The sequence below is a fragment of the Candidatus Poriferisocius sp. genome (assembly GCF_965208355.1).
Lineage (GTDB): Bacteria > Actinomycetota > Acidimicrobiia > Acidimicrobiales > Bin134 > Poriferisocius.
Window position 1 is genome coordinate 3,309,236 of sequence record NZ_CBDBOM010000003.1, and the last position, 22,884, is coordinate 3,332,119.

Sequence of the window (22,884 nt, forward strand, 5' to 3'; positions counted from 1 at the left end):
GGCGGTTGGTCATGCTGCTGGCCTCAAAGTGAGCAATTCTTGGAGGTTCTCGGACATGACCTTGCGCTGGTTTTCGGGGCTTTCGTGCTCCACTTCCTTGAAGAAGTCGAGCGGGTTGGCGAGGCCCTCGGGGTGGGGGAAGTCGGAGCCGAACAGCACCCGGTCGATACCGATGTCGTCGATCAGGCCGGGGACGTCCTCCTCGTAGAACGGGCTCACCGAGATGTGGCGGCGGAAGGTCTCCACCGGATCTTCGGCGAATTCCTGGGGCATCTTGGCGTAGGTCTGGGAGAGCTCCGACAACAGCGGACCCACCCAGGTGGAGCCGTTCTCGATGCAGGCCACCCGCACATTGGGATGGCGCTCGAACAGGCCGTGGCAGATCATGGCGGCGATGGTGTCGAAGATGGGCCGGCCGTGGCTGATGACCAGTCGGAAGGCGGCGGGCTTGAACGGCAGGAACTCGTCGCGGCCGCCCTCCCAGTCGCTGGCGTAGGTGTCGTAGCCGGAGTCGGAGGCGTGGCAGGTGACCAGGATCCCGGTCTGCTCCACCGCATTCCAGAAGTCGTCGAACTCAGGCAGTCCCATGGAGCGGGAACCCCGCACGGCGGGCACCGGTGCGGGCCGGATGAGCACGGCTCGGGCGCCGTTGTCCACGGCCCACTCCAGCTCCTCGATGGCCCGGCGGGGGTCGGGCAGGGTGATGATCGGGGCGGGGAAGATGCGGTCGTGGTAGTTGAAGGTCCACTCGTCCAGCATCCAGCGGTTGAAGGACGAAATGGCGGCGTGGGTGAGGTCGATGTCGTCCTTCATCCGCTCTTCGAGCAGCGAGGCCAAGGTGGGGAACAGCAGCGTGGCGTACACCCCCTGCTCGTCGAGCAGCTTGACGCGGTCTTCGGGGTTGCGGAAGGCAGGCAGGCAGCGGATGGGCTTGCCGGTGAACTCCCGAAGGGTCATTCCGTCGGGATTGATGCCCCGGTGGTAGTCCTCCCAGGCGCCGGGTCGGGCGACTACCTCGAAGGTGGGGTTGGGGATGTACTCGCTGATCTTGTTGTTGATGGCGATCTTGGTGCGGCCCTCGATGTCCACGTAGCGGATGGCGCTGCTATAGCGCTCGGGCAGGTGGCGGGTGAAGGCGTCGATGGGCTCGTAGAGATGGTTGTCGGCGTCGTAGGCGTCGTAGTTGAGTTTCATGGCTCCTCCGGGGAGAGGACTTCAGGGGTTGATTCGGTTACAAGAACCGTGTCGCGAGCATATTCCTCGCCGGTGCCCGCGCTCACGCTGAGCACCATGTGTTCTTCGAGGACTTCGTCGGCGCCGTAGCGGGCGTTGATGACCGGGGGCTCGAATCCCATGCCGCTTCCCCGCACCAGCCAATCGCCGTCGGGAGCGGCTCGGCGGAGGTCTTGGCCGGTGGCACCGGGAACGCAGGCGGCGATGAGGGCGGCGTGGGGGCGAGCGTTGGGCGGGGTGGCGCCGGCGGTGCGGCCCAGGCCGCCCTCGTAGTGGGAGCGGATGCAGCTGAAGTCGACGATGTTGCCCTTGACTTGAGGCTCGGCGGCAGGGGTGGACGATCCGGCCAGGGCCATGGCCTCCACCCCGGCGGCCAGACGCTGGGCGTCGGTGCCGGGATGGGCGAGGCCGGCGGCCACCGCTTCGGCGGCCACGGCGCAAGCCGCCCGGATGGCGTCGACCTCGGAGGGCATTTTGGTGCGGCGGGCCTGGAGCAAGATGTCGTCGACGGCGACGACATCGGCGTTGGGGGCCACGGCCCTGATCAGCCCGGCCATGCCCGGCGACCACGCGTCAACGCCGACCCGCTGGGCGGCGGCCATGCCCGGGTTGGCGGCCAGGCGCTGATAGATGATGGCCCCGTTCCAGGTGATGCCGTGGAGGTGGTCAAGGTCGATGTCATCGGGAACGCCCTCGTCCCAGGTGGACAACAGGAAGATCTCGCCGTTGGCAGTGTTGAGGGTGCAGACCGGGCCGAACGGGCGGGTGCCGGCGGTCCAGAGCTGGTGGGCGCCGGTGATGTAGTTGATGTGGTCTTGTCGGCCGGCGACCAGCATGTCAATCCCGGCGGCGGCCAGGGCGTCGACGGCTCGGGCCCGGCGCTGGAGGTGCAGGCTCATGTCGGCACCTCGATGAGGGACGAAGATAGATGGGTCATCGCGGCACCTCGAAGGGGTCGTAGGGGTGGCCGCCGCCCAGCGGGATCCAGCCGTCCTCGGTGACGGCCACGATCTCCTCGGACCGGTAGCCCCCGGTGCCGTCTTCCCAGATGGCGGGCTCCAGCACCAACACCATGCCGGGTTGCAGGGTGTTGGCGGCGTCGAATTCGGGGCCGTTGTCGGTGCCCAAAAAGGGCATCTCGGCGCTCTCGATGCCCACCCCGTGAACGAGGTAGAAGTGGGGCATCCACGGGCGCTCGCCGTCGGGCTGGTGGGCGGCATCGGCCGCGGTGGCGGCGGCGCACACCTCGGCGAAGGTGACGCCGGGGGCGATGGCGTCGTAAGTGGCGTCCATGACCGCCAGCCACCGCTCGAAGCAGCGCTGCTCGGCGGGGGTGGGCGGGCGGCCGACCGTCCAGGTGCGGCCGAAGTCGGAGGCGTAGCCGTGGTAGTCGCTGCCGGCGTCCACCCAGATGAGGTCGCCCTCGGCGTAGACGGGATCGCCCGACCAGGTGGGGAAGGCCAGATGCCCGGTGGTGGTGCGGGGGCCGTCGGCCATGCGCCGGGCCATGGGCTGGAAGATGACGTCGATCATGTTGGCGTCGATGCCCTCTTCTCGGAGGCGGCGGAGGAACACGGCGGCCAGCTCACTGCGGCGCACGCCGGGGGCCAGGGCCTCCTGCACCGAGGCCATAGCCCGGCTGGTGCGGACTTGGGCCTGGTGGATGCAGGCCAGCTCGTCGACAGTCTTGCGGAGTTTGACCGCTCCCATGGTGTTAGACGCGTCGGTGATCTGGGCGGCCGAAAGCACGCCGGTGCGACGCATGGCCCCAGTCATCAGATCGATACCGACGCGTCCGCCGCGGGCGTGTTGGCCGAGTAGGGCATCGAGTTGGGCACCGAGGTCGGCGGCACCTTCGTCGATATCGGGCCATACCGCCGGATGGGGATCGACGTCGAGGCCATCGGGATCGCCGCCCAGCAAATGGGGCTGGGGGTGGTCGGCGAGGACCACGGCCACCGGGCGGTTGGCCGAGGCGTGGGTGGCGTCGATGCCCTTGGGAAGGCAGTCGGTGGCGTAGGCCACATGGGGTGCGTGGAGCAGCACCAAGGCGTCGAGCCCGTCGACGGCCATCTGGAATTGCAGCTTGGCGTAGCGATCCCGCCGCAGCCGCTCTACGTCAAGCTCAAGAACCGGAGCGGCGTGGGCGTTGGGCATGGGCTGAGCTTATGGCGATGCCGATTAGGTGATGCCGTCGGCTCGCAGGGAGGCCAACTCGTCGGCAGTGAGGTTGCACAGCTCGGTGAGTACTTCGTCGGTGTGCTGGCCGAGACGGGGGGCACCGGCGGGGACGGGCGGGGGTTGGCCGTCGAAGCGGGGGTAGGGAGCTTGCTGGTTGAGTAGGCCGATTACCGGGTCGTCGATGGCGACAAGGTCGCCGCGTGCGATGACGTGGGAGTCAGCGGCGATGTCGGCGGCGTCGTAGGCGGTGGCCGCTGGCACATCGTGGGCCACACAGCGGGCCTCGATGTCGGCGGCTTCGAGCCCGGTGGTCCAGTCGCTCACGATCTGGTTGATCTCGCCGCCGTTGGCGACTCGGGCGCTGGCGGTGGCGAATTTGGGATCCTCTATCAGCTCGGGTCGGTCCATGGCAGTGCATAAGCGGGTGAAATTGGCCTGGGTGGCCGCGGTGATGCACACCCAGCGGCCGTCGCGGCTGGGGTAGTTGTTGATCGGCGCCGAGTGGTCGGCCTGGTTACCGCTGCGGTTTCGCACTAGGCCGAGGTGGTGGTAGGCGGCGTGGGTCCACTCCATGATCCGCAACACCGAGCCGTACAGGTAGGCGTCGATCACCCCACCCTCCCCGCTACCGCCGATGTCCCGGTCATACAACAGGGCGGTGGCAGCCTGCGCGGCGAACACCCCGGTGAGGTAGTCGGCAACAGTGACGCCGGGTCGGACAGGGGTACGGTCGGACTCACCGGTGAGGTGAAGCAGCCCGCCGTAGGCCACGCCGTTGCGGTCGAGGCCGGGGAGCAGCGACTTGGGGCCGTCCTGGCCGTATCCGCTAATGCGCACGGTGACCAGGCGGCGAGGCAACACCTCGGGGTGGATGTTCCAGCGCTCCAGGGTGCCGGGGCGGAAGTTCTCGCACAGCACGTCGGCCTGGGCGGCCAGCTGGCGAAACAGCTCCTGGCCCCGGGATTGGCGCAGGTCGAGGGTGACCGATTTTCGGCCCCGGCCCTCCACCGCCCAGTACAGCGAATAGGGATGGTCGCTCCCCTCCCCTGGCTCCCCCTCCTCTGGCTCTCTCTTCTCTGGCTCAAGGCCGGGGTTGGCGTAGGGGCCGAGGGTGCGCAGGGGATCGCCGGTGCCGGGCTGTTCGATCTTGATGACCTCGGCGCCTTGCTCGCCGAGGATGCCGGCACAGAACGGGGCGGCAATCCGGGTGCCCACGTCGAGTACCCGCAGCCCGGCCAGCGGTCTACGCATCCCGGTGCTCGTTCATTGGGCCTGCGGGCGCTTTAGTCATCCCGGTGCTCGGCGAAGACTTCCTTCATCGACGACTTCTGCATGCGCCGCTCCAGTGCCCCCAGCGCGGTGTCGGTGTTGTGCATCCAGTGATGGGCCATGAAGTGGTAGTCCCAGGAATCCCTCTGGCCCATGAACTCCAGCGTCTTGTTGATGGACCGCTTCACCACCGCGGCGGTGGCCGGGGGTACCAAGGCGATGGCCTCGGCCATCTCTTTGGTAGTTGCGGCCAGATCGTCGCGGGGCACCACCCGGTTGACCATGCCCAGGCGCTCGGCGTCGGCCGCGGAGATGGTCTGGGCGGTGAGCAGGAACTCCTTGGCCTTGCGGGGCGGCATCTCCCACGGCTCGATGAGGATCTCCACCGCGGCGCCGGTCATGCGCAGCACCGGGTTTTGGAAGGAGGCGTCGTCGGAGGCCACGATCAGATCGCACATGCAGGCCAGCATCACGCCGGCGGCGATGCATTTGCCGTGGACGGCGGCGATGGTGGGCTTGGGGAAATCCCGGATACGCAGGCAGCGGTCGAAGTACATGGTCTTCTCGTGGTGGAACTTGCCCTCCGGGGTGGCCCGCATCTGCCTCCACTTGTCAGGCTCCACGTCGCCCACCAGGGCTTTGAGATCGTGGCCCGCGGAGAAGTGGCGGCCGTTGGCGGCCATGACCACCACCCGCACCTCGTCGTCGGCCTCGGCCAGGTCGAAGGCGGCGTCGAGCTCGTCGAGGAGCTGGGTGTCTTGGGCGTTGGCCACATCAGGCCGATTCAAGGTGATGGTTGCCACCGCCTCGTCGACCCTGTATTCGATGGTGTCGAAATCGGTGCTCATGGGTGCTCCTAACGGGGTTCTCTCGGTAGGCCGAGGGTTCTTTCCCCGATGATGTTGCGCTGGATTTCGTTGGTTCCGGCGAAGATCGTCGCAGCTTGATAGTACAGCCAGGATCGCTGCCAGCGGCCCTCGCCGGGGTTGTGGGGGTCGCCCCGCCACAGGGGGCCGGCGGCGCCCAGCACATCCATGGCGGTGCGGTGCAGGCGCTGGCTCATCTCGCTCCAGAAGAGCTTGGCGGTGGCCGACTCCGGGCCGTGGTCGCGGCCGTGGGCCAGCCGGGACAGCACCCGCCAATTCTGGAGCTGGAAGAGGCGGACCTCGGTGTAGGAGCGGGCCAGGGCCTGGCGGATCACGGGGTCTTGGTTGCGGCCGGTCTCGGCGGCCAGGCGGAAGAGCTCCTCGAGGAGCTGGAGATGGATGACGAGCTGGCGGGGGTTGGTGCCCCGCTCCACGCTGAGGGTGGACTGCGATACTCGCCAGCCGTTGCCCGGCTCGCCGATCACCTGGTCGTGGGCCACGAACACGTCGTTGAGGAAGACCTCGTTGAAGTCGGACTCGTCGGTCATCTGGCGCAGGGGGTGGATGTCGACGCCGGGGGCGTGCATGTCGACCATGAAGGCGGTGATACCGCGGTGCTTGGGCTCATCGGGGTGGGAGCGGGCCAGGCACAAGCCCCAGTCGGCGAACTGGGCGTAGGAGGTCCACACCTTCTGGCCGCTGAGCCGCCAACCGCCGTCGGCGGGGGTGGCCTGGGTAGACAGCGAGGCCAGGTCGCTGCCGGCGTCGGGTTCGCTGAACAGCTGGCAGAAGAGCTGCTCGGCGGGGAGGATCGAGGGGAGCCAGCGCTGCTTCTGCTCGGCGGTGCCGTGGGCCAGGATGGTGGGGCCGATCAGGTTCACGCCCAAGCGGCCCACCAGCTCGGGGGCCCGGGCTCGGGCCAGCTCCTCCTGGACGATGTAGTGGTGCAGAGGACCGGCGCCCCGGCCGCCGAATTCGGCCGGCCAGGAGACGCCGACGAAGCGAGCTTCGGCCAGAGCGGCCTGCCACTTTCGGAGGTAGGCGACCTCTTCAGCCAGATCGTCGAATAGCGGGGGCAGCCCTTGGCCGTACTCCCAGGGCAGGTTCTCCTGGAGCCACTGGCGGCACTCGTGTCGGAACGCCTCTTGCTCCGGTGTGGGGGCTAGGTCCACTGGCGCCCGACTAGGCGGCGGTGACGAAGATGCGCTCGCTGGCGAAGCCGCCGATGCCGACGTGGTTGCCGTCGATCTCCACGGTGGTGGTGCCGTCGGGCGAGGAAGCGGTGATGATCCCCTGTGCACCGGGGATCACCGATGAGCCCTCCAGGAAGTCGAGCAGCCCCTCGGTGAACTCCAGCTCCTCGGTGATGCGGGTGACCACGAAGCGCTGGCCCACTCCGACTTCGGCCAATGCCTGCGTTGGGGGAGCCTGGTAGGCAGACCCGGGGATGGGGTTTCCGTGGGGGCAGGTTGTGGGGTCGTCGAGCACCCGCATCATGGCCTGCTCCACCAGAGGCGAGATGACGTGCTCCCACTTGCCAGCCTCGGCATGGGCGTCGGCCCACGACAGGCCCAGAACCTGGGTGAGGAACACCTCGGCCAGACGGTGGCGGCGCACCACCCGCTCGGCTAGATCCATCCCGTCGGGGGACAGCTCGATGGAGCGGCCCTTGAGGGTGACCAAGCCCTCGGCCTGCATCCGGTGGATCATCTCGGACACCGCCGGGCGGGACACCTCGAGGCGCTCGGCCACCCGTGCCTGGATCACGTCGACATCGTCTTCGGCCAGCTCGAAGATGGTCTCGCAGTATTCTTCAAAGGCCGGATGCCACTCGGGGGTCACGTAGTGAGCCACGACTGGCAGTTTATCGAGTGGATTCTTGCAACAGCCGGGCCAACTCCGACCGGTCGGGCTTTCCCGAGGGCATGGTGGGCATGTCGTGGATCGGGATCAGCCGTTCCGGGGTCATGAAGCGGGCGGCCCCGGACTCGGCGAACCAGCGGAGGCATTCATCCAGGTCGAAGGAACCGTCGACCACCACGAAGGCGGCCACCCGCTCGCCGAGGCGATCGTCGGGCTCCCCCAGCGCCACCGCCTGGCTCACCGCGGGATGGGATTCGAGGATGGCCTCCACCTCGATGGCATCGATGTTCTCCCCTCCCCGGATGATCTTGTGGCCCAGTCGTCCAATCACGGTGAGCCAGCCTTCTTCATCGATGTGGCCTAGGTCGCCGGTGCGGAACCAGCCGTCTTCGGTAAAGGCGGCCGCGGTGTGGGCGGGATCGAGATAGCCAACGGTCACCTCGGGGCCGTGGACCTGGATCTCGCCGTGCTCGTCGACCCTGATCTGGGTGGGTGAGAACGGGCGGCCGTCGGTGTTGGCCATGTACTCGGGATCGTCGTCGTTGGTGCAGGTGGTGATGGTGGGGGCCTCGGTGGAGCCGTAGGCCCGCTTGACAATGCAACCGAAGGCATCTCGGGCCCGGTGCACGAACGCGGGGGTCACGCTGGAACCGCCGATGGAGAGGAAGCGGATGGAGGCGGTCCGGCTGGGGCTGAAGTCGGGGTGGCCCATGAGGTCGTTGAAGAAGGTGGGCGGGCCGATCATGTAGGTGGCCTGCTCTTGTTCGATGAGCCGCAGGGCTTCGCCGGGATCCCAGCGGGCCATGAGCACGGTTTTCATGGGGATCGCGCCGGGGATGAGCACTCCGTGCAGGAGGCCGGCCACATGGGCCAGGGAGGCGGGAAACAGCACGGTGTCGTCAGCAGTGAGGCCGCTGATGTGGATGTACTGGCGCACCTTGTAGCAGATGGTCGCCTGGGTGTGGACCACTCCTTTGGGCACGCCTGACGATCCGGAGGTGAACATGATAAGGGCCCGGTCGTCAGGGTTGACCTGGACCAGCGGGCGGCGGGACGCATCGCCCGAGGGGTGAATGGAAGCGGGGTCGAATAGACGGTCGATGCCCAAGAGGCTGAAGGCATGCTCCTTTTGGCGGCCCCCGTCGGCGTGGAGCAGCGGGACCGGCACCGCTCCGGCCTGCCAACAGGCCCGATAGGCCACCACCCCCTCTAGGCCGGTGGGCAGCTGGAAGGCGGTGGGCTGGCCTGGTTCCAGAGTGGCGGCGGCCTCGGCCGACCAGGCGACCACTTCCTCGGTAGAAAGGCGTCGATCGCCGGCCACGATGAAGTCGTCCCGCGGGGGTACGACGGTGAGCAGCTCGTGGATCATCGCCTCAGTGGTCGGCGAAGCGCTCGCTGAGAAGCCGCTTCACACCCATCAGGTCGATCTTGCCCGAATCGAGCCAAGGCAGCTCGTCGGGGGTGTTGAACACGGCGACGTGGCGGGGAACTTTGTAGGACGCCACCCGATCGGCGGTGTAAGCCCTGAGCTCTTCTGCGGTGAGCGGCTGTTCCGGCCGCACGACCACCGCGGCAGCCACGTCTTCGAGCCGGTCGGGATGGGGAACACCGCACACAAAGGCGTTCAAGACCTCGTCGAGTTCCTCCAGCACCAGCTCGATTTCTCGGGGAGCGATGTTCATGCCCGACGACTTGATGAGATCGCCCATACGGCCGGTGAAGTAGAAGTGGCCGTCGTCGTCGAAGTAGCCGCTGTCGCCGGTGCGGTACCAGCCATCGGGGGTGAAGGCATCGGCTCGCTCCACCTTGTATAGGCCGACCATCAGGGAATAGCCCCGCATCCACACCTCGCCCCGCTGGCCAGTGGGGCATTCGAGGCCGGTCACCGGATCGACGATCTTGTGCTCGACCCCGGGCACCGACCATCCGAAGGATCCCCGCTTCTCTTCGGGCAATTCGTCTCCCATCACGCCCAGAGTGTGGGGTCCGAGCGTCTCGGTCATGCCCAGTGAGTTGACCCGCAGCTCGGGATCCTCGATCTGCTCTTCGGGAGGCAGGAGGGCATAGAGGCTGCCGCCGCGGACCGACGACAAGTCGCGTTTGGCAAAGTCGGGGTGCTCGGTGAGCAGCTTGGCCATGTGGGGCCAACCTGAGACCGTGGTTACCCTCTCCCGCTCGATGAGAGCCAGAGTTTCTCCAGGCTCGAACCGCTCCTCGAACACCATGCAGGCACCGGCATGGATTACCGCCACCAGCATGAACGACATGCCCCCCACCCAGAAGAGGGGCATGGGCGTGTAAATGCGGTCGTCGGCCACCAGATCCCGGAACGGCCACAGGTTGTAGGCGTGGCGAACGACCGCACCCTGGGTATGGACCGCTCCCTTGGGCGCGGCCGTGCTTCCCGAGGTGTAGATCATGGCGAACTCGTCGGCGGGGACCACCTCGGCCTCCGCCGCAGCCAGCAGATCGTCGCTGACGGCCTCTCCTGCCGCTCGCAGGTCGTCGATCGAACCGGCCCAAGGCCGGTCGGACCGCCCCCAGACCCACACCGAGCGCAGGAACGGGTGCGACGGGGCTTGGATCACCGGGTCATCACCGGGGGCGGCGATCTCCTCGAGGCGGGCCAGGTAGTCGTGGTTGAGATGGCGGGAAACGCTGAGCAGTACCTGGACGTCGGCGTGGCGCAGTACCCAGTCGAGTTCTCGTGGCTTGTAATAGGTATTAAGCAGAACCCCGAGGGCGCCTATGCGTCCAATGGCCAGCCAGGCCGCGATCCAGTTGGGGCTGTTGGGAGCAAGCAGTCCCACCCGGGTGCCCTTGCCGACTCCGATAGCCAGCAGACCCTTGGCTATCGCCGCGGAGGCGGTGTCGGCGTCGGCGTAGGTCATCCGCTGGTCGTCGAGCACGGCGAACTCCCGTTGCCCGAAGGCGTCGGTGAACGCCCGGATCATCTGGGGGATGGTCGGCTCGTATGGGGGGAAGTCGACCGGTTGGGTGCCGGGGCCTGGCTTGGCGGTGTTTGGCATCTACGAGGCTCGCGAAGGAGCGATGACCGTTTCGCCGTAGCGGCGCATGGTGTCGAGGGTGGCTTCGATGTCGTCGCCGGGGAGGTTGACGGTGATCCACGTCACCCCCAGCGCTTCCAGATCGGCCAGCCCGGCAATGTGGGCGTCGGCATCGAAGTCGGCGTCGGCCGGTCGGCCGCCGACGTGGTTCAGATAGCTGATGTCGATGTCGGCCGGATCGCGGCCGGCCTCGTCCACGTAGGTCCACAGCTCGTCGAGCAGGGCCGCCAAGTCGTCCAGGGTCTCCAGCGGCGGGGTCCTGGCGGTGGTGGCCAACACTCGGGGGGCGGGAAACGGGGTCCACCCGTTGGCCACGGTGGCCACCCGGCGGCGGGCTCGCTTGGAATTGCCGCCGATCCAGATGGGGGGATGGGGTTTCTGGACCGGCTTGGGGTTGGCGGTTTGGCCCAGGGCGGTGAAATTGCTGCCCTCGTAGGCGAAATCGTCGGTGGTCCAGATGCCGATCATTGCTTCGAGGGCCTCGTCGAAGATCTGGTTGCGGTTGTTGAAGTCCACGCCGAGGGCCTTGAACTCGCCCTTGAGGTAGCCGGAGCCGGTGGCGAAGATGAACCGACCGCCGGAGAAGGCGTCGATGGTGGCGATGGCCTTGGCCATGATGAACGGGTTCCGATAGGGCACCACCACAATGTTGGGTATGAGCTTGATGCGGTCGGTGATGGCGGCGCAGAAGGCCAGGGCGGCGAACGGATCCACCGCGTCGTGGCCGCCGGCATTGAGCCAGCGGTCAGTGGGAGCGGGATGATCGGTGAAGCCCAGTCCGTCGAATCCGGACTCCTCGGCGGTGCGGGCGAAATCCACCACGCCCTGCTTGGTGATCAGCTTCTGGTCCCACGGGTGGGCCACCATCGGAAACGTCACTGCGAACTTCATGGATCTCCTCTTTTGTGCGCGCTCTACTGTGCAGCCTCGCTCTCCTGATCGCAAGCGGCACGCCATTGGGGATAACGGCGGTCGCAGGCTTCGGCCCATTCGGATCGGGGCTCGACCCGATGGCCGGTGCGGGCCCAGCGACGGGCGTCGGCCAGGTCGCTGGCTTCCAACCCAGCGGTGACCCGGGCCATCCATGCCGCTCCCCTCGCTGCCCCTTCGGGTACGGCGGTGACGTCTACCGGCAAGCTGGTGGCGTCGGCTAGGGCTTGCATCCAGCGTTCAACGTGGGTTCCTCCGCCGACGGCCACGATGCGCTCGGGAGTTGCGCTGGCCACCTCCAGATGGTGGCGGACGACGAATCCGGCGGCCTCGTAGGCCGCGGCCAGCACATCGGAGGGGCCGTGGCCGACGTCGAGGCCGACTAGCGCAGCCCGCAGATTGGGGTCGTGGAGGGGGGTGCGCTCGCCCCGGATATAGGGCACCCACAGCGGCAGGCGGTCAGGGTGGGACGGCTCGGCGACCGGGTCGCCGGTGAGGGTTCGGATCCGCTCCAGGAATAGGCCGCCAGCGTTGCTCGGCCCGCCGATGGCGGACAGGCCGGGTTGGAGATGGGGGATGGTCCAAAGCCCCTTGGCTTCGGGCCACCCCTCGCACACCGCCCAAGTAATGAGGGTGGTGCCGCAGATCACCAGCACGTCACCGGGAGAGTCGGCTCCGGCAACGAGTTGCTCGGCCAGCGCATCCACCGTGCCCGCAGCAACTGGGATATCTTCCCGGTGCCCGACGGGGGCGGAGTCCATGGCCAGTTGGGGAAGTTTCGCGGGATCGCACCATTGGGCGTCCCAGCCGTCGGCACCGAAGACGGGCAGGCAGGTCATAGCGGTGATCGCGTCGATGGCGGCGACGCCGCAGAGGGCCTGGCTGGCCACCCCCTGGGCGGGCCAGTAGGCGTGGGCGTCGGGCACGGCCTGCTCCAATGACCGCAGGAACCCGACAAACTCGCCGTCGGGATGATGGCCCCGGTGGTCGCCGTACAGGATGCCCGGTGAGATCGCTTTCCCGTCGACGTCGACCGCAGCTAGCGACGGGACCATGGCGGCCAGGCCGATGCCCGCCACTCGGTTCCCGGCCGAAACGGCGTCGCAGGCCTCGACCACACTGGTGCCCCACACCGCGGTGGCATCGTGTTCGAGCACCGCGGGAGAGGGGGCATTCACAGCGTGAGGGATGCGGGTGCGGGCGCGCACACCGCCGTCGGCGTCCACGGCTACCGCCTTCACCGAAGTGGTGCCGATGTCGATGCCCACCGTCACCTGGACTGCCTCATCCACAGCCATCAACCCTACGCTTGTGGCGTGAGCAAACCGAGAGCGCTGGTCACTGCCCCGCTGAGGGGACCGGGCTTGGACCGGCTGCGGGATGCGGCCGACGTGGTATTCGATCCTTGGATCGAATACCAGCCCATCCGGCTGTACAGCGCCGACGACTTGGCCGCCCGATTGGCGGAGGTGTCAGCCGATCTTCTGGTGTCCGAGGCCGACGAGTGTCGGGGACCAGTGTTCGAGCAGCCGCTGCGGGTGGTGGCCTCCACCCGGGGTGACCCCACCAACGTGGATGTGGACGAGGCCACCGCGGCGGGCATACCGGTGCTGCACGCCCCAGGGCGCAACGCCGACGGGGTGGCCGAGATGGCGGTGGCGCTGATGCTTGCTGTCAACCGCCATCTGATTATGGGCGACCGGGACATGCGGGCGGGCACGGTGTTTGCCGAGACCATCCCCTACCAGCGTTATCGGGCCTGGCAGGTGGCGGGCCGCACAGTGGGGTTGGTGGGGCTGGGCGCGGTCGGACGAGCGGCCAAATGGCGCTTCGAGGGCTTGGGGATGAAGGTGATCGCCTACGACCCCTATCAGCCCGACGCCGACTCCGACCTGGACGAGCTGCTGGCGACCGCCGACGTGGTGTCGATGCATGCTCCAGCCATACCGGAGACAGCGGGGATGATCGGCGCTGAGCAGTTCGCGGCCATGCGGCCGGGAACCATTTACCTGAACACCGCCCGGGCTGCACTGCACGACACCGACGCTTTGGTCGAGGCCTTGGCCTCGGGACATTTGGGGGGCGCGGGCCTCGACCATGTGCAGGGGGAGATCCTCCCGCCCGACCATCCGCTGACCAAGCTCGACAACGTGGTGCTGACGCCGCACATCGGCGGCGCAACCTACGACACCGAGGTCAACCAGACTGACATGGTGGTGGAGGACATCTGCCGGCTGCTGGCCGGCGAGCGCCCCCACCGCCTGGCCAACCCGGAGGTATGGCGATGACCGACAACGCCGACATTCGAGCCCAAGTGGTGGCGGCAGCTCAGGCCATGGACAACGCGGGGCTGGTGGTGGGCACCGCGGGAAACGTGTCGGGACGGGCCGACGACGGCATGATCTGGCTGACGCCGTCGTCGCTGCCCTACGACCAGGTGAGCATCGACAACCTGGCCGCGGTGGACCTGGACGGGAACCTGTTGGAGGGCACGTCGCGGCCGTCCACCGAGAAGGCCATGCACCTGGCCTGCTATCGGGCCTTCCCCGAGGTAGGCGGGGTGGTGCACTGCCACCCGATTCACGCCTCGATGTTCGCGGTGGCCCACCAGAGCATCCCTGCGGTGATCGAGGAGGTCATCGTGTATCTGGGCGGAGATGTGGCGGTGACCGACTATCGGACCACCGGCTCCGAGGAGTTAGGCGAAGAGGTGGTGCGCCACCTGGCCGACCGCTCAGCGGTGCTGATGGCCAACCACGGGATGCTGTGCATCGGCGAGTCGCCCGACCACGCCCTGCACGCCGCCCTGGTGGCCGAGCACACCGCCCGCATCGTGTGGGGCGCCAGCCGCCTCGGTGACGTCGTGGACTTGCCCGACAAAGCCCGCTCCGACTTCGAAGGCGTCTACACCTACCTCCGCAGCGAAACCTGGTCGGCCTCGTAGCGCTCAGACGGCGGCGAGCTCCAGGGGGACGATTTCTTCGAGGCTGATGGGCCGGTCGGCGACGCCTTCGAAGGCGTCGTTGGCCGAGTAGACCTCTTCACCCCGGAGGCGGGCCTCGGGATCGTCGAGGTCGACCGGCCACACGATGCCCATGCGGGACTGGGCGAGGTAGTACGAGTCCACGTCGGGAACGCTTATGCCCATGGCCTGAAGCGTGCGGCCGGGGTAGGCCATGCTCATCATCCCTTCGGTGAACACGGCGTCATCATCGACGATGACCCGGTCGCAGTCGAACTCCAGGCGGTGGGCGCCGGTCTGCACGATGCTGCGGTCATAGAAGCCTCGAATGGCGTCGCGGTCACCGCCAGGGCTGGCGATGGGATCATCGGGGTTCGACCAGATGATGTACTGGGGCTTTTCGCTGAGGGTGGCCACCACGCCCTCGATGTCGGCCTGGGCCTCGCACTTCATGTGATCCAGCACCAGCCCCAGAACATGGCGCCGACGAGGGTCGGTCTCGGCCTCCAGCCGCTCTTCCACCAACCGCCACGTCTTGTTGGGATTCATCTTCATCGGTCTCGCCTTTCACTTTGGCTTCGACGTAGAGGCTAACGGTCAAGCCTCGGCCTACTCCAAGGGAGCGATCTCGTCGAGGCTGATGGGCCGGTCGGCGATGCCCTCGAAGCGATCGCCCTCGGCGTAAACCTCTTCGCCCGACAGCCGGGCCTCGGGGTCGTCAGGGTCGATGGGCCACACGATGCCCATGCGGACTTGGGACAGGTAGTAGGACTCGGCGTCGGGCACGGCGATGCCCATGGCCTCAAGCGTGCGACCGGGGTAGGCCATGCGCATGACCCCTTCGGTGAACACGGCGTGGTCGTCGACGATTACCCGGTCGAGTTCCAGCTCCCAGCGGTGGGCACCGGTCTGCACCAGGGCACGGTCGTAGAGGTCGCGGATGGCGTCTCTGGAGCCGCCGGGGCTGGCCACAGGATCGTCGGCGTGGGGCCAGATCTTGTATTGGGGCTTGTCGCTGAGGGTCTCGATAACCCCTTCGATGTCGAGGCGGAGCTCCCGCTTCATATGGTCAAGCACCAGTTCGAGAACATGGCGCCGCCGGAGATCGGTTTCGACTTCCAGCCGCTCGGCCACTAGCCGCCACGAGTTGTCGGGATTGATCTTCATCGGGACCGTCCTTGCTCGAGTCCTGACGATAGGGGTTGGGCAACGGCTCCGACACTGCCGACCATTAGTGTGCCTAGCCGATGAGCGATCGGAAGTTTGCCGGGAAGACGGCCATCGTCGGCATCGGCAGCAGCGACTTTGCGCGGTTGTATCGCACGACCGATCCGGAGCGGACCGGAGAGGCGCTGGCCACCAAGGCCATCGCCGCGGCTATCGCTGACGCCGGGTTGGAGAAGTCGCAGATCGACGGGCTCATCACCGGGGGGCTGCCCCACTATGAACCGGTGGCCTACCGCACCGGGCTCACCGATGTGCGCTTTGTGGTGGACTACCCGATAGCCGGTCGCATGTGCGCCACAGCGCTGATGCACGCCGCCACCGCCGTACACCACGGATTGGCGGACTACGTGGTGCTGTTCAACTCGGTGGCGTTCCGCTCTCAGGGCGTCAAGTTCGGGGCCCAGGGCCAAGGGCTGCTGTACGACACCATCTACGGGATGGCCTCGCCGGGGGCGCAGTACTCGCTGGCCTTCACCCGCTACCAGGCGGAATACGGCGGCACTGAGGAGCAGCTGGGGGCCATACCGGTGGCCATCCGCTCCCATGCTCGGATGACTCCAGGGGCCATCATGCAGGCCGAGATGACCATCGACGACTACCTGGCAGCCCGGTACATCGCCCAGCCATTGCGCCTGTTCGACTACTGCCTGATCAACGACGGGGCGGTGGCCTATGTGGTGACCACCGCGGAGCGGGCTAGGGATCTGGCTCATCCCCCGGTGCTGATCGCCGGTACCGCAGGCCGGGCCAACTTCCGGGAGTGGTACGTGGACCTGGGGTTCTGGGACGAGGCCTGCCGATCGATGAAGGCCGACCTGTTCGACCCGCTGGGGGTGACCACTGACGACATCGACTGCCTCCAGGTGTACGACAACTTCAGCGTGTCGGTGCTGTGGGGGCTGGAGGGATTCGGCTTCGCCCCTCGGGGCGAAGGGTTGGAGTGGGTGCAGAACGGCCGCATCGCGTTGGGCGGGGAGCTGCCGGTGAACACCAGCGGGGGGATGCTGAGCGAGTCGTACCTCCAAGGGTGGAACCAGCACGCCGAGGCGGTGCGCCAACTGCGGGGCCAGGCCGGCGAGCGTCAGGTTCCCGACTGCGACTGGTCGCTGTACTGGTGCCTGTCGGCCTTGCCGGGGGCGTCGCTGTTGTGCCGGGACGGGCTGCTGTGAGCGACGGGGGCGGCTACACCAAGCCGTTGCCGACAGTGACCCACGAGGATCGGGAGTTCTGGGCCGCAGCCCGAAAGCACCGGTTCGTGCTGCCGGAATGCCGAGCTTGCGGGCACGTGTGGTTCCCGCCCTATGCCTCCTGCCCGCTTTGCCTGTCGTTCGACCGGGGGTGGACCGAGGCGTCGGGTCGGGGCACGGTGTGGGGCTTCACGATCATGCGCCAGCCCTACATTTCGTCGTTTGAATCGGAACTCCCCTACAACGTGGTGCTGGTGGAGTTAGAGGAGGGGCCGATGGTCTACTCAAATCTCGTCGGTATCGACAACGACGACATCGCCTGCGGCCTGGAAGTGGAAGCGGTGTTCGAGGACGCCACCGACGAGATCACCCTCATCAAATTCCGCCCGGCCTGAATTGCCCAAGCGAAGCGGCTAAATGCTGGTCAGGCCGTGGGCGTGGCCGGCGGTGTAGCCACCGTCGACGGGCAGGGCGACGCCGGTGACGAACGAGGAATCGTCGGAGGCCAAGAAGAAAGCGGCTCCGGCGATCTCCGAGGGGAGCCCCCATCGCTTGAGCTTGTGCTGATCGCGGATGCTGTCGGCGATGGGCCCGAGATGGGGGATGACCGACTGGAACATGGGGGTGTCGATGAAGCCTGGGCAGATGGCGTTGGCCCTGATGTTGGCCGGGCCGTAGTCGTTGGCGATGTTCTTGGTGAGCAGAATCACCCCGCCCTTGGAGGCGTTGTAGGTGCTACCCCCTTCGCACCCCTCGAGGCCTTCCACGCTGGCGATGGTGATGATGCTCCCCGACCGGGCCTCCACCATCGGCTTGAGGGCGGCCCGGCACGACAGCATGGTGCCCTTGAGGTTGATGTCCTGCACCCGGTCCCACTCCTCGACGTCGAGGGTGTGAACCTGGCCGCCGCCGGCGACCCCGGCCGCCGTGACCAGCACGTCGAGCCGACCGTGGTCGTGGATGATCTGGCTCACCAGCCCCTCTTGGGCGTCGGCGTCGCGCACGTCAACGATATGGAAGCTCGACGCCGGGGCAGATTCTTCCACCGCCTTCCAGCCGTCGCTATCAGCGATGTCGGAGCCGATCACCACGGCCCCTTCCTCGGCAAACCGCTCTGCGGAGGCCAGGCCGATACCCGAAGCCGCTCCTGTGACCCACGCCACCCTGCCCTCTAGTCGTCCCATCGGTGTTGCCTCGCTCTCTTCTGGAGTCAGGCGAATCGTAGGGTGCAGATCGGGGCTTTACGCACCTCGGGGGCCGATCAACGTGCCGGGAAGCGCATCGGTAGGCTTGCCATCCCGGTAGGTAGGCACCCCGTTGGCGATAGTGGCTCGAAAGCCGCCCGGCTCCCGGCTGAACCGCCACGACCCGCCGGGGACGTCTCGCACCTTCACCTCCGGTCCCAGCGAGATCTCGTCCAGGCTGAACACGGCTAGATCGGCGGCCTTACCCGGGGCGACCACTCCCCTGTCGGACAGTCCGAAGAAGCCCGCAGTGCGGCCGGTGAGGACGTGAACTGCCTCTTCGAGGGTCAAGAGCCCGGTGTCGCGGTGGTAGTGGGTGAGCAGGTGGGTGTTCTGGCCGGCACCGCAGAACAGTTGGAGGTGGGCACCGCTGTCGTTCACGTTGGTGAGGGTGTGGGGCGAGCGGATGACCTCGGCCAGTGCAGGCTCATCGTGGACGTCGGGCAGCGCTCGCAACGATGAGCCGATGCCGTTGTCCAACAGCCAGGAAGCCAGCGCATCGGAGACATGCTGGCCGGTGTTGGCTGCGTGGTCGGCCAGCGAGATGCCCAGGGGACCGACGCCGGTTTCTGACAGGGCAAAGATAAGCGTGTGGGGGTGGTCGACCCGGGCCCGGCGGGACTTCTTGCGGTTGTCCCAGTCGGATCGGGCCTGATCCCGCCAAGCGGGGTCGGCCAAGAGAGTCATCTTGTTCTCGGGAGGGCCGTTGACCAGGTCGTTCCAAGCGGGAACCCGCTGGAAGGTCAGCGCCTTCTCAAAGTTGAAATATAGGTCGAGCGGTCGGGTGCCCATCGTGGGCCAAAAGTCCACTCCTTGGTCGCGAAGGCGGCGGTCGAACGCCAGCGTGTCGGCCCGATAGTCGGCCTCGTTGGCCATAGCGGGAATGGCCGTCCACTGACCTCGAACGCCGCGGGGTTGGGCGAGATCGGCGAATCTCTGTACGTCGTCGAAGTTGTGCTCGGGCTCGTTGAACCGAGTGATGGCCTGGAAGGTGGTGCCGGGGTGTGCCGCCAGCACATCGAACAGCGCGGCGTATTCGTCGTCGGCGGCATGGCGACTGGGAACCAGCCGCAAGGTGCGGTCGAGGTCGAAGCCGTTGGTGGACAACCCGAGGGCACCGGCGGCCAGCGCCTCGTCCAAGGCCTTGGCCATGGCGGCCCGCTCGGCGGCGGTGGCGGGGCGCTCCCAGGCGGCGTCGCCCATCACAAAGGTGCGCAAGCTGATGTGACCTACATAGCCAGCGATATTGGCCGCAGTGGGCTGTCCGTCGAGGGCGGTCCGGTATTCGGGCCAGGTGGCCCATGTCCAGGGGACATCCTCCTCGAAGGCGACGAGCGGCAGGTCTTCCAGGAAGCAGAACAGATCGACTACTTCGTCGCGCTGGGGACCGGCTAGCGGTGCCATAGACATACCGCAGTTCCCGAACACGGTGGTGGTGACCCCATAGCTGGGCAGCGGATCAAAGGAGGGATCCCACCACATGGCCCCGTCGAGATGGGTGTGGGTCTCGATGATGCCGGGGGTCACCAACGCCCCGGTGGCATCCAGTTCCTGCTCGCCGTCGGGAACCAGCCCAAGACCTACCTCGGTGATGGTCCGGCCCCGCACCCGCACATCAGCTTGACGGGCGGGCGCGCCGGTGCCGTCTACCACCGTTCCACCGCGGATCAACAGGCCATCCATAGCCTTGACAGTACCGCTGTCGTTGATTCCCAGCGACAGGGCGCTACGCCACCAGGCGGACACGCTGGTGCTTGACGGCTCCGAGGTGGAGGTGGCCGTGGCGCTCGGGCTCGTCGACCAGCTCTAGGCGGGGCAGTAAGGGCAGGATGGCCTTGAGCATGGCCCGCAGCTCCCAGCGGGCCAGATTGGCGCCCAGACAGAAGTGGACGCCGTGGCCGAAGGCCATGTGGTGGTTGGGGTTGCGGCCCACGTCGAATCGGTAGGGATCGTCGAACACCGCATCGTCCCGGTTGGCCGACGGGTAGAACACCCCCACGGTGTCGCCTTCCCTGATGATTTGGCCGTGGCGCTCCACGTCGGCGGTGGCGGTACGGGCGAACTGGACGACCGGGGAGGTCCACCGCAAGATCTCCTCCACTGAAGGCTCGATCAGCGACTCATCGGCCAGGAGGCGGTCGATCTGGTCGGGGTTCTGGAGCAGGGCGGTCACGCCCGAGGTGGTGGCGTTGCGGGTGGTCTCGTTGCCGGCGCCCAGCAGCAGGGTGATGTAGCCGGTGAGCTGCTGGATGTTTAGGGGGCAGCCGTCGACCTCGCCTTGGATCACCGCTCCGGTGAGATCGTCACGGGGCTCGGCCTGGCAGTCTTCGATGATCGACCCGATATAGGCGCTGAACTGCTTGCCCATCCGGAACCTCAGCTCGTCGTAGGTCTCGCCCGGCTCAGCCCACCGCATGTGCTCCTCGTCGTTGAACCCCATCTCGGTGTACTTGTGGACCTTCGACCAGTCCTCGACGTCGAGGCCCATGAGATCGCAGATGGTGGCCAGGGGCAGCTTGACCGCGTAGTCGAGCACCAAATCGGCCTCGCCATCGCGCTCTAGGACCTCCACGAACTCGCCGGTGAACCGGGTGGCGTACTGGGCCAGGTGCTCCTCGTGCTCCCGCATAGCCCGGGGGGTGAAGCGGCGCGCGGTGAGCAGTCGGAACCGGGTGTGGCGGGGCCGGTCCAAAAACACCATGTCCATGGGCTCGTCGAGGTCCCAGCCCAGTTCGGTGAGTCGCCGTTCCCGGCGCTCCCACATGCCCTTGTCGTCTTCGATGGAGGCGAGGCGAAGGCGGGGACCGCCGTTGATGAACAGCTTGTCGTTGGACGACACCCAGTGGATGTCCTCATGGCGGGTGATGGCCCAGAAGGGCTCGATGTCGGGGCGCTCGTACCAGTGCACCGGGGCTTCGGCCCTCAGCAGGTCCCATGCGGCCCATGGGTAGCCGTTGTCGCGGTACAGATCGGTGGAGTGAATGTCGATCTCGTTGAGGGATGTTGCCTTGGTGGTATCGGTAATTGTCATGTGCTGTTCCCCCGCAGTTCGATTGCAGAGACATATTGTCAGAGCAGCTTGCTTTTGCCGCAAGTGCTACCAGCAACCGGAGTGCGTCGGGTCCTGTCACCTACGGCGGCTTGCCCGTCGGAGCGGCCAAGTCCGCCTACGGCGCCACCCCCCGCACACCTACCCCAGAACATCCCTCACTCGTCTCTCTTGGTTTGGAGGTTGTTCCAGAGTTGGGAGCGGAGGGGGTCGGGGGCTACGAGTTCGAAGGCTTGGTTGTCGAGGCGGGCGAAACCCTCTAGCGGGTGGCCGGGACGCCACCACAAGGCGTTGGGGCTAACCGAGTTGGGGCCGGCCAGATAGCGGATATAGCTGGCGGCCAGCATGGTGGCCGAGTCGTCCACGAACTGCTCGTCGAGCTCCACAGGGCAGACCATGATGGTGTGGGCTGCGGGCACGGTCACCACCGCGCCCATGTCGCCGACGTCAGGCACGGTGCGGGCAAAGTCGAGAAGGTGTCCGGTAACGAACAGGGTGTCGCCGGTGAGAATCCGGAATTGTCCGGGCACAGCGTCGCCCTCCAATGGGGACAGCGGCTCGTCCATCAGGGTGTTGGCCAGCGCCGCCGCCATCACCTCGCCCTGCTCCACGCCCCATTCGCTGAAGTAGCTACGGTCCACTGGGCAGGCGGCGCCGTCCAGATCCACCGATAGGCAGGCAGACAGGCCCAGCGGCAGAGGATCGCTCACTGCGTCGATCTGGCTCAGATGGTGAGCGCCGACCACTCTGACCCGCAGATCAGGCTGGAGTTGCTCGTAGTCGCCCAGGCGCTCGGCCAGGATGTCGGGCGCAAAATCGTCGAGACGGGCAACGTGGCTGTAGATGATGAGCCGCCAATCCTCGGGATCGGCCGCCCGGCAGGTCTGGGCCAGGTTGGACAGACCCAGCACACAGTCCATGTCCTCGACGGTCACGGTGCCATCGACCTCGTCGACGGTGTGCTCGCCGAATCGGGCGTGCACGACGCTCTCCACGTGGTTGAGGAAGTCGCGGAGTTGCTCTGGGGACCACCAGGGAGCCCAGGCGCAGGAAACAGGTGGAGCAGACACGGGCTCCTCCCCTCGTTCATCAGCAGTAGAGGGGAAGTTTGCGCCGACCGTAGCGGGTCTGCGCTGGGGATCGCTTGTGGAAATCTGTTTATTTCCCTTTCATTTCCATTTATCTCAAGCTGACTAGCCGCATCACCGGCGACTACTAGGCTGGGAACGTGGCTGACGAGGCGCTCATCGACATCATCAAGCGGCAGGGTTTGCGAAAGCTGGACCAGCCGATTGAGCTGGCCAGCGGGGCTATGTCCAGCGATTTCGTTGACGTCAAGGTGGCCCTCTGTCGATGGGCCGACCTTCAGGTGGCCTGCCGGGCGATTGTTCAGCAGGTACAGCAGGCCGGCATCGAATTCGATGCGGTCGGAGGGATGACTATGGGAGCCGACTCGCTGGCGGTGGGCATCGCCGCCGAGACCGACGGTCAGTGGTTTTCGGTTCGAAAGGAGCCGAAGAAGCGGGGGACGAAACAGCAGATCGAAGGCACTCCCCTCGGGCCGGGCCACCGGGTGCTGCTGCTGGAGGACGCCACCACAACCGGCGGCTCAACAGAAAAGGCCTACGAGGTGATACGCGACACCGGGGCCGAGGTGGTGGCCGTGGCCACAGTGATCGACCGGGGCGATACCGCCCGTCGCCGCTTCGAAGCCCTGGGCTTGCCCTACTTTCCCGCCCTCACCTACACCGATCTTGGCATCGAACCGGTGGTGCCGCCGAGCTAGGTCAACTGTCGGGGCCCAG

At 66.9% G+C, this 22,884-nt stretch carries 22 protein-coding genes; 5 read left to right on the plus strand and 17 right to left on the minus strand.

Annotated features, from left to right (window positions below; translation table 11 throughout):
* Nucleotides 1-9: 9 nt before the first annotated feature.
* From ACOGXH_RS16635 to ACOGXH_RS16685, 11 genes are read right to left on the minus strand one after another with little or no spacing between them, the layout of a single operon-like run.
* Nucleotides 10-1,194 (minus strand): amidohydrolase family protein, encoded by a 1,185-nt coding sequence (locus ACOGXH_RS16635; protein ID WP_419930204.1) that lies wholly within the window; start codon nt 1,192-1,194, stop codon nt 10-12.
* Nucleotides 1,191-2,132: an aminopeptidase P family N-terminal domain-containing protein gene (locus tag ACOGXH_RS16640; RefSeq protein WP_419930205.1), complete on the minus strand. Its 942-nt coding sequence runs from the start codon at nt 2,130-2,132 to the stop codon at nt 1,191-1,193. The genes ACOGXH_RS16635 and ACOGXH_RS16640 overlap by 4 nt, the downstream gene beginning before the upstream one ends.
* A gap of 34 nt (nt 2,133-2,166) precedes the next feature.
* Nucleotides 2,167-3,390 carry a M24 family metallopeptidase gene (locus tag ACOGXH_RS16645; RefSeq protein ID WP_419930206.1) on the minus strand — a complete coding sequence of 408 codons (1,224 nt, stop codon included), beginning with the start codon at nt 3,388-3,390 and terminating at the stop codon, nt 2,167-2,169.
* 24 nt (nt 3,391-3,414) lie between these two features.
* Entirely contained in the window at nt 3,415-4,665 is a 1,251-nt protein-coding gene (locus ACOGXH_RS16650) for a CaiB/BaiF CoA transferase family protein (RefSeq protein WP_419930207.1), read from the minus strand.
* A gap of 32 nt (nt 4,666-4,697) precedes the next feature.
* A complete protein-coding gene (locus ACOGXH_RS16655; RefSeq protein WP_419930208.1) occupies nt 4,698-5,531 on the minus strand; it encodes an enoyl-CoA hydratase in 834 nt (277 codons plus the stop codon).
* Between the two features lie 8 nt (nt 5,532-5,539).
* Nucleotides 5,540-6,721 (minus strand): acyl-CoA dehydrogenase family protein, encoded by a 1,182-nt coding sequence (locus ACOGXH_RS16660; RefSeq protein WP_419930209.1) that lies wholly within the window; start codon nt 6,719-6,721, stop codon nt 5,540-5,542.
* A 10-nt stretch (nt 6,722-6,731) separates the two neighbouring features.
* Nucleotides 6,732-7,403, minus strand: coding sequence for a metal-dependent transcriptional regulator (locus tag ACOGXH_RS16665; RefSeq protein ID WP_419930210.1), 672 nt, complete (start codon nt 7,401-7,403; stop codon nt 6,732-6,734).
* A gap of 10 nt (nt 7,404-7,413) precedes the next feature.
* The gene (locus ACOGXH_RS16670) at nt 7,414-8,781 is read right to left on the minus strand and encodes a class I adenylate-forming enzyme family protein (RefSeq protein WP_419930211.1); all 1,368 of its coding nucleotides are present in this window, start codon (nt 8,779-8,781) and stop codon (nt 7,414-7,416) included.
* A 4-nt stretch (nt 8,782-8,785) separates the two neighbouring features.
* A complete protein-coding gene (locus tag ACOGXH_RS16675; protein WP_419930212.1) occupies nt 8,786-10,441 on the minus strand; it encodes a class I adenylate-forming enzyme family protein in 1,656 nt (551 codons plus the stop codon).
* On the minus strand, nt 10,442-11,371 hold the full coding sequence (locus ACOGXH_RS16680; RefSeq protein WP_419930213.1) for an LLM class F420-dependent oxidoreductase: 930 nt from the start codon (nt 11,369-11,371) through the stop codon (nt 10,442-10,444).
* Between the two features lie 23 nt (nt 11,372-11,394).
* Entirely contained in the window at nt 11,395-12,708 is a 1,314-nt protein-coding gene (locus tag ACOGXH_RS16685) for a xylulokinase (RefSeq protein WP_419930214.1), read from the minus strand.
* Nucleotides 12,709-12,726: 18 nt separating this feature from the next.
* Here ACOGXH_RS16685 and ACOGXH_RS16690 point away from each other — a divergent pair, with 18 nt between their 5' ends.
* Nucleotides 12,727-13,698: an NAD(P)-dependent oxidoreductase gene (locus tag ACOGXH_RS16690; protein ID WP_419930215.1), complete on the plus strand. Its 972-nt coding sequence runs from the start codon at nt 12,727-12,729 to the stop codon at nt 13,696-13,698.
* Nucleotides 13,695-14,354: a class II aldolase/adducin family protein gene (locus ACOGXH_RS16695; RefSeq protein WP_419930216.1), complete on the plus strand. Its 660-nt coding sequence runs from the start codon at nt 13,695-13,697 to the stop codon at nt 14,352-14,354. Before ACOGXH_RS16690 ends, ACOGXH_RS16695 begins: the two co-directional genes overlap by 4 nt.
* Nucleotides 14,355-14,357: 3 nt before the next feature.
* Here the strand turns inward: ACOGXH_RS16695 and ACOGXH_RS16700 are convergent, their stop codons facing one another.
* Nucleotides 14,358-14,927 (minus strand): nuclear transport factor 2 family protein, encoded by a 570-nt coding sequence (locus ACOGXH_RS16700; RefSeq protein WP_419930217.1) that lies wholly within the window; start codon nt 14,925-14,927, stop codon nt 14,358-14,360.
* Between the two features lie 54 nt (nt 14,928-14,981).
* Nucleotides 14,982-15,539 (minus strand): nuclear transport factor 2 family protein, encoded by a 558-nt coding sequence (locus tag ACOGXH_RS16705; protein ID WP_419930218.1) that lies wholly within the window; start codon nt 15,537-15,539, stop codon nt 14,982-14,984.
* A gap of 80 nt (nt 15,540-15,619) precedes the next feature.
* On the opposite strand from ACOGXH_RS16705, the gene ACOGXH_RS16710 reads away from it, so the two are divergent.
* Entirely contained in the window at nt 15,620-16,768 is a 1,149-nt protein-coding gene (locus ACOGXH_RS16710; protein WP_419930219.1) for a thiolase C-terminal domain-containing protein, read from the plus strand.
* On the plus strand, nt 16,765-17,181 hold the full coding sequence (locus ACOGXH_RS16715) for a Zn-ribbon domain-containing OB-fold protein (protein WP_419930220.1): 417 nt from the start codon (nt 16,765-16,767) through the stop codon (nt 17,179-17,181). The genes ACOGXH_RS16710 and ACOGXH_RS16715 overlap by 4 nt, the downstream gene beginning before the upstream one ends.
* Before the next feature lie 18 nt (nt 17,182-17,199).
* Here the strand turns inward: ACOGXH_RS16715 and ACOGXH_RS16720 are convergent, their stop codons facing one another.
* From ACOGXH_RS16720 to ACOGXH_RS16735, 4 genes are all read right to left on the minus strand, one after another.
* Nucleotides 17,200-17,970 carry an SDR family NAD(P)-dependent oxidoreductase gene (locus ACOGXH_RS16720; RefSeq protein WP_419930221.1) on the minus strand — a complete coding sequence of 257 codons (771 nt, stop codon included), beginning with the start codon at nt 17,968-17,970 and terminating at the stop codon, nt 17,200-17,202.
* A gap of 57 nt (nt 17,971-18,027) precedes the next feature.
* Complete coding sequence (locus ACOGXH_RS16725) at nt 18,028-19,713, minus strand: N-acyl-D-amino-acid deacylase family protein (RefSeq protein ID WP_419930222.1); 1,686 nt, start codon at nt 19,711-19,713, stop codon at nt 18,028-18,030.
* A 43-nt stretch (nt 19,714-19,756) separates the two neighbouring features.
* Nucleotides 19,757-21,061, minus strand: coding sequence for a cytochrome P450 (locus tag ACOGXH_RS16730; protein ID WP_419930223.1), 1,305 nt, complete (start codon nt 21,059-21,061; stop codon nt 19,757-19,759).
* Between the two features lie 176 nt (nt 21,062-21,237).
* The gene (locus ACOGXH_RS16735; protein WP_419930224.1) at nt 21,238-22,149 is read right to left on the minus strand and encodes a hypothetical protein; all 912 of its coding nucleotides are present in this window, start codon (nt 22,147-22,149) and stop codon (nt 21,238-21,240) included.
* 158 nt (nt 22,150-22,307) lie between these two features.
* Here ACOGXH_RS16735 and ACOGXH_RS16740 point away from each other — a divergent pair, with 158 nt between their 5' ends.
* On the plus strand, nt 22,308-22,865 hold the full coding sequence (locus ACOGXH_RS16740; protein WP_419930225.1) for an orotate phosphoribosyltransferase: 558 nt from the start codon (nt 22,308-22,310) through the stop codon (nt 22,863-22,865).
* The last annotated feature ends 19 nt before the right edge of the window (nt 22,866-22,884 follow it).

Coding starts and splice junctions, on each gene's coding strand:
- ACOGXH_RS16650 (WP_419930207.1), bottom strand. CDS start 4,665: ATGCGTAGACCGCTGGCCGGGCTGCGGGTACTCGACGTGGGCACCCGG.
- ACOGXH_RS16725 (WP_419930222.1), bottom strand. CDS start 19,713: ATGGATGGCCTGTTGATCCGCGGTGGAACGGTGGTAGACGGCACCGGC.
- ACOGXH_RS16700 (WP_419930217.1), bottom strand. CDS start 14,927: ATGAAGATGAATCCCAACAAGACGTGGCGGTTGGTGGAAGAGCGGCTG.
- ACOGXH_RS16645 (WP_419930206.1), bottom strand. CDS start 3,390: ATGCCCAACGCCCACGCCGCTCCGGTTCTTGAGCTTGACGTAGAGCGG.
- ACOGXH_RS16670 (WP_419930211.1), bottom strand. CDS start 8,781: ATGATCCACGAGCTGCTCACCGTCGTACCCCCGCGGGACGACTTCATC.
- ACOGXH_RS16695 (WP_419930216.1), top strand. CDS start 13,695: ATGACCGACAACGCCGACATTCGAGCCCAAGTGGTGGCGGCAGCTCAG.
- ACOGXH_RS16640 (WP_419930205.1), bottom strand. CDS start 2,132: ATGAGCCTGCACCTCCAGCGCCGGGCCCGAGCCGTCGACGCCCTGGCC.
- ACOGXH_RS16675 (WP_419930212.1), bottom strand. CDS start 10,441: ATGCCAAACACCGCCAAGCCAGGCCCCGGCACCCAACCGGTCGACTTC.
- ACOGXH_RS16730 (WP_419930223.1), bottom strand. CDS start 21,061: ATGACAATTACCGATACCACCAAGGCAACATCCCTCAACGAGATCGAC.
- ACOGXH_RS16685 (WP_419930214.1), bottom strand. CDS start 12,708: ATGGCTGTGGATGAGGCAGTCCAGGTGACGGTGGGCATCGACATCGGC.
- ACOGXH_RS16705 (WP_419930218.1), bottom strand. CDS start 15,539: ATGAAGATCAATCCCGACAACTCGTGGCGGCTAGTGGCCGAGCGGCTG.
- ACOGXH_RS16710 (WP_419930219.1), top strand. CDS start 15,620: ATGAGCGATCGGAAGTTTGCCGGGAAGACGGCCATCGTCGGCATCGGC.
- ACOGXH_RS16680 (WP_419930213.1), bottom strand. CDS start 11,371: ATGAAGTTCGCAGTGACGTTTCCGATGGTGGCCCACCCGTGGGACCAG.
- ACOGXH_RS16655 (WP_419930208.1), bottom strand. CDS start 5,531: ATGAGCACCGATTTCGACACCATCGAATACAGGGTCGACGAGGCGGTG.
- ACOGXH_RS16635 (WP_419930204.1), bottom strand. CDS start 1,194: ATGAAACTCAACTACGACGCCTACGACGCCGACAACCATCTCTACGAG.
- ACOGXH_RS16720 (WP_419930221.1), bottom strand. CDS start 17,970: ATGGGACGACTAGAGGGCAGGGTGGCGTGGGTCACAGGAGCGGCTTCG.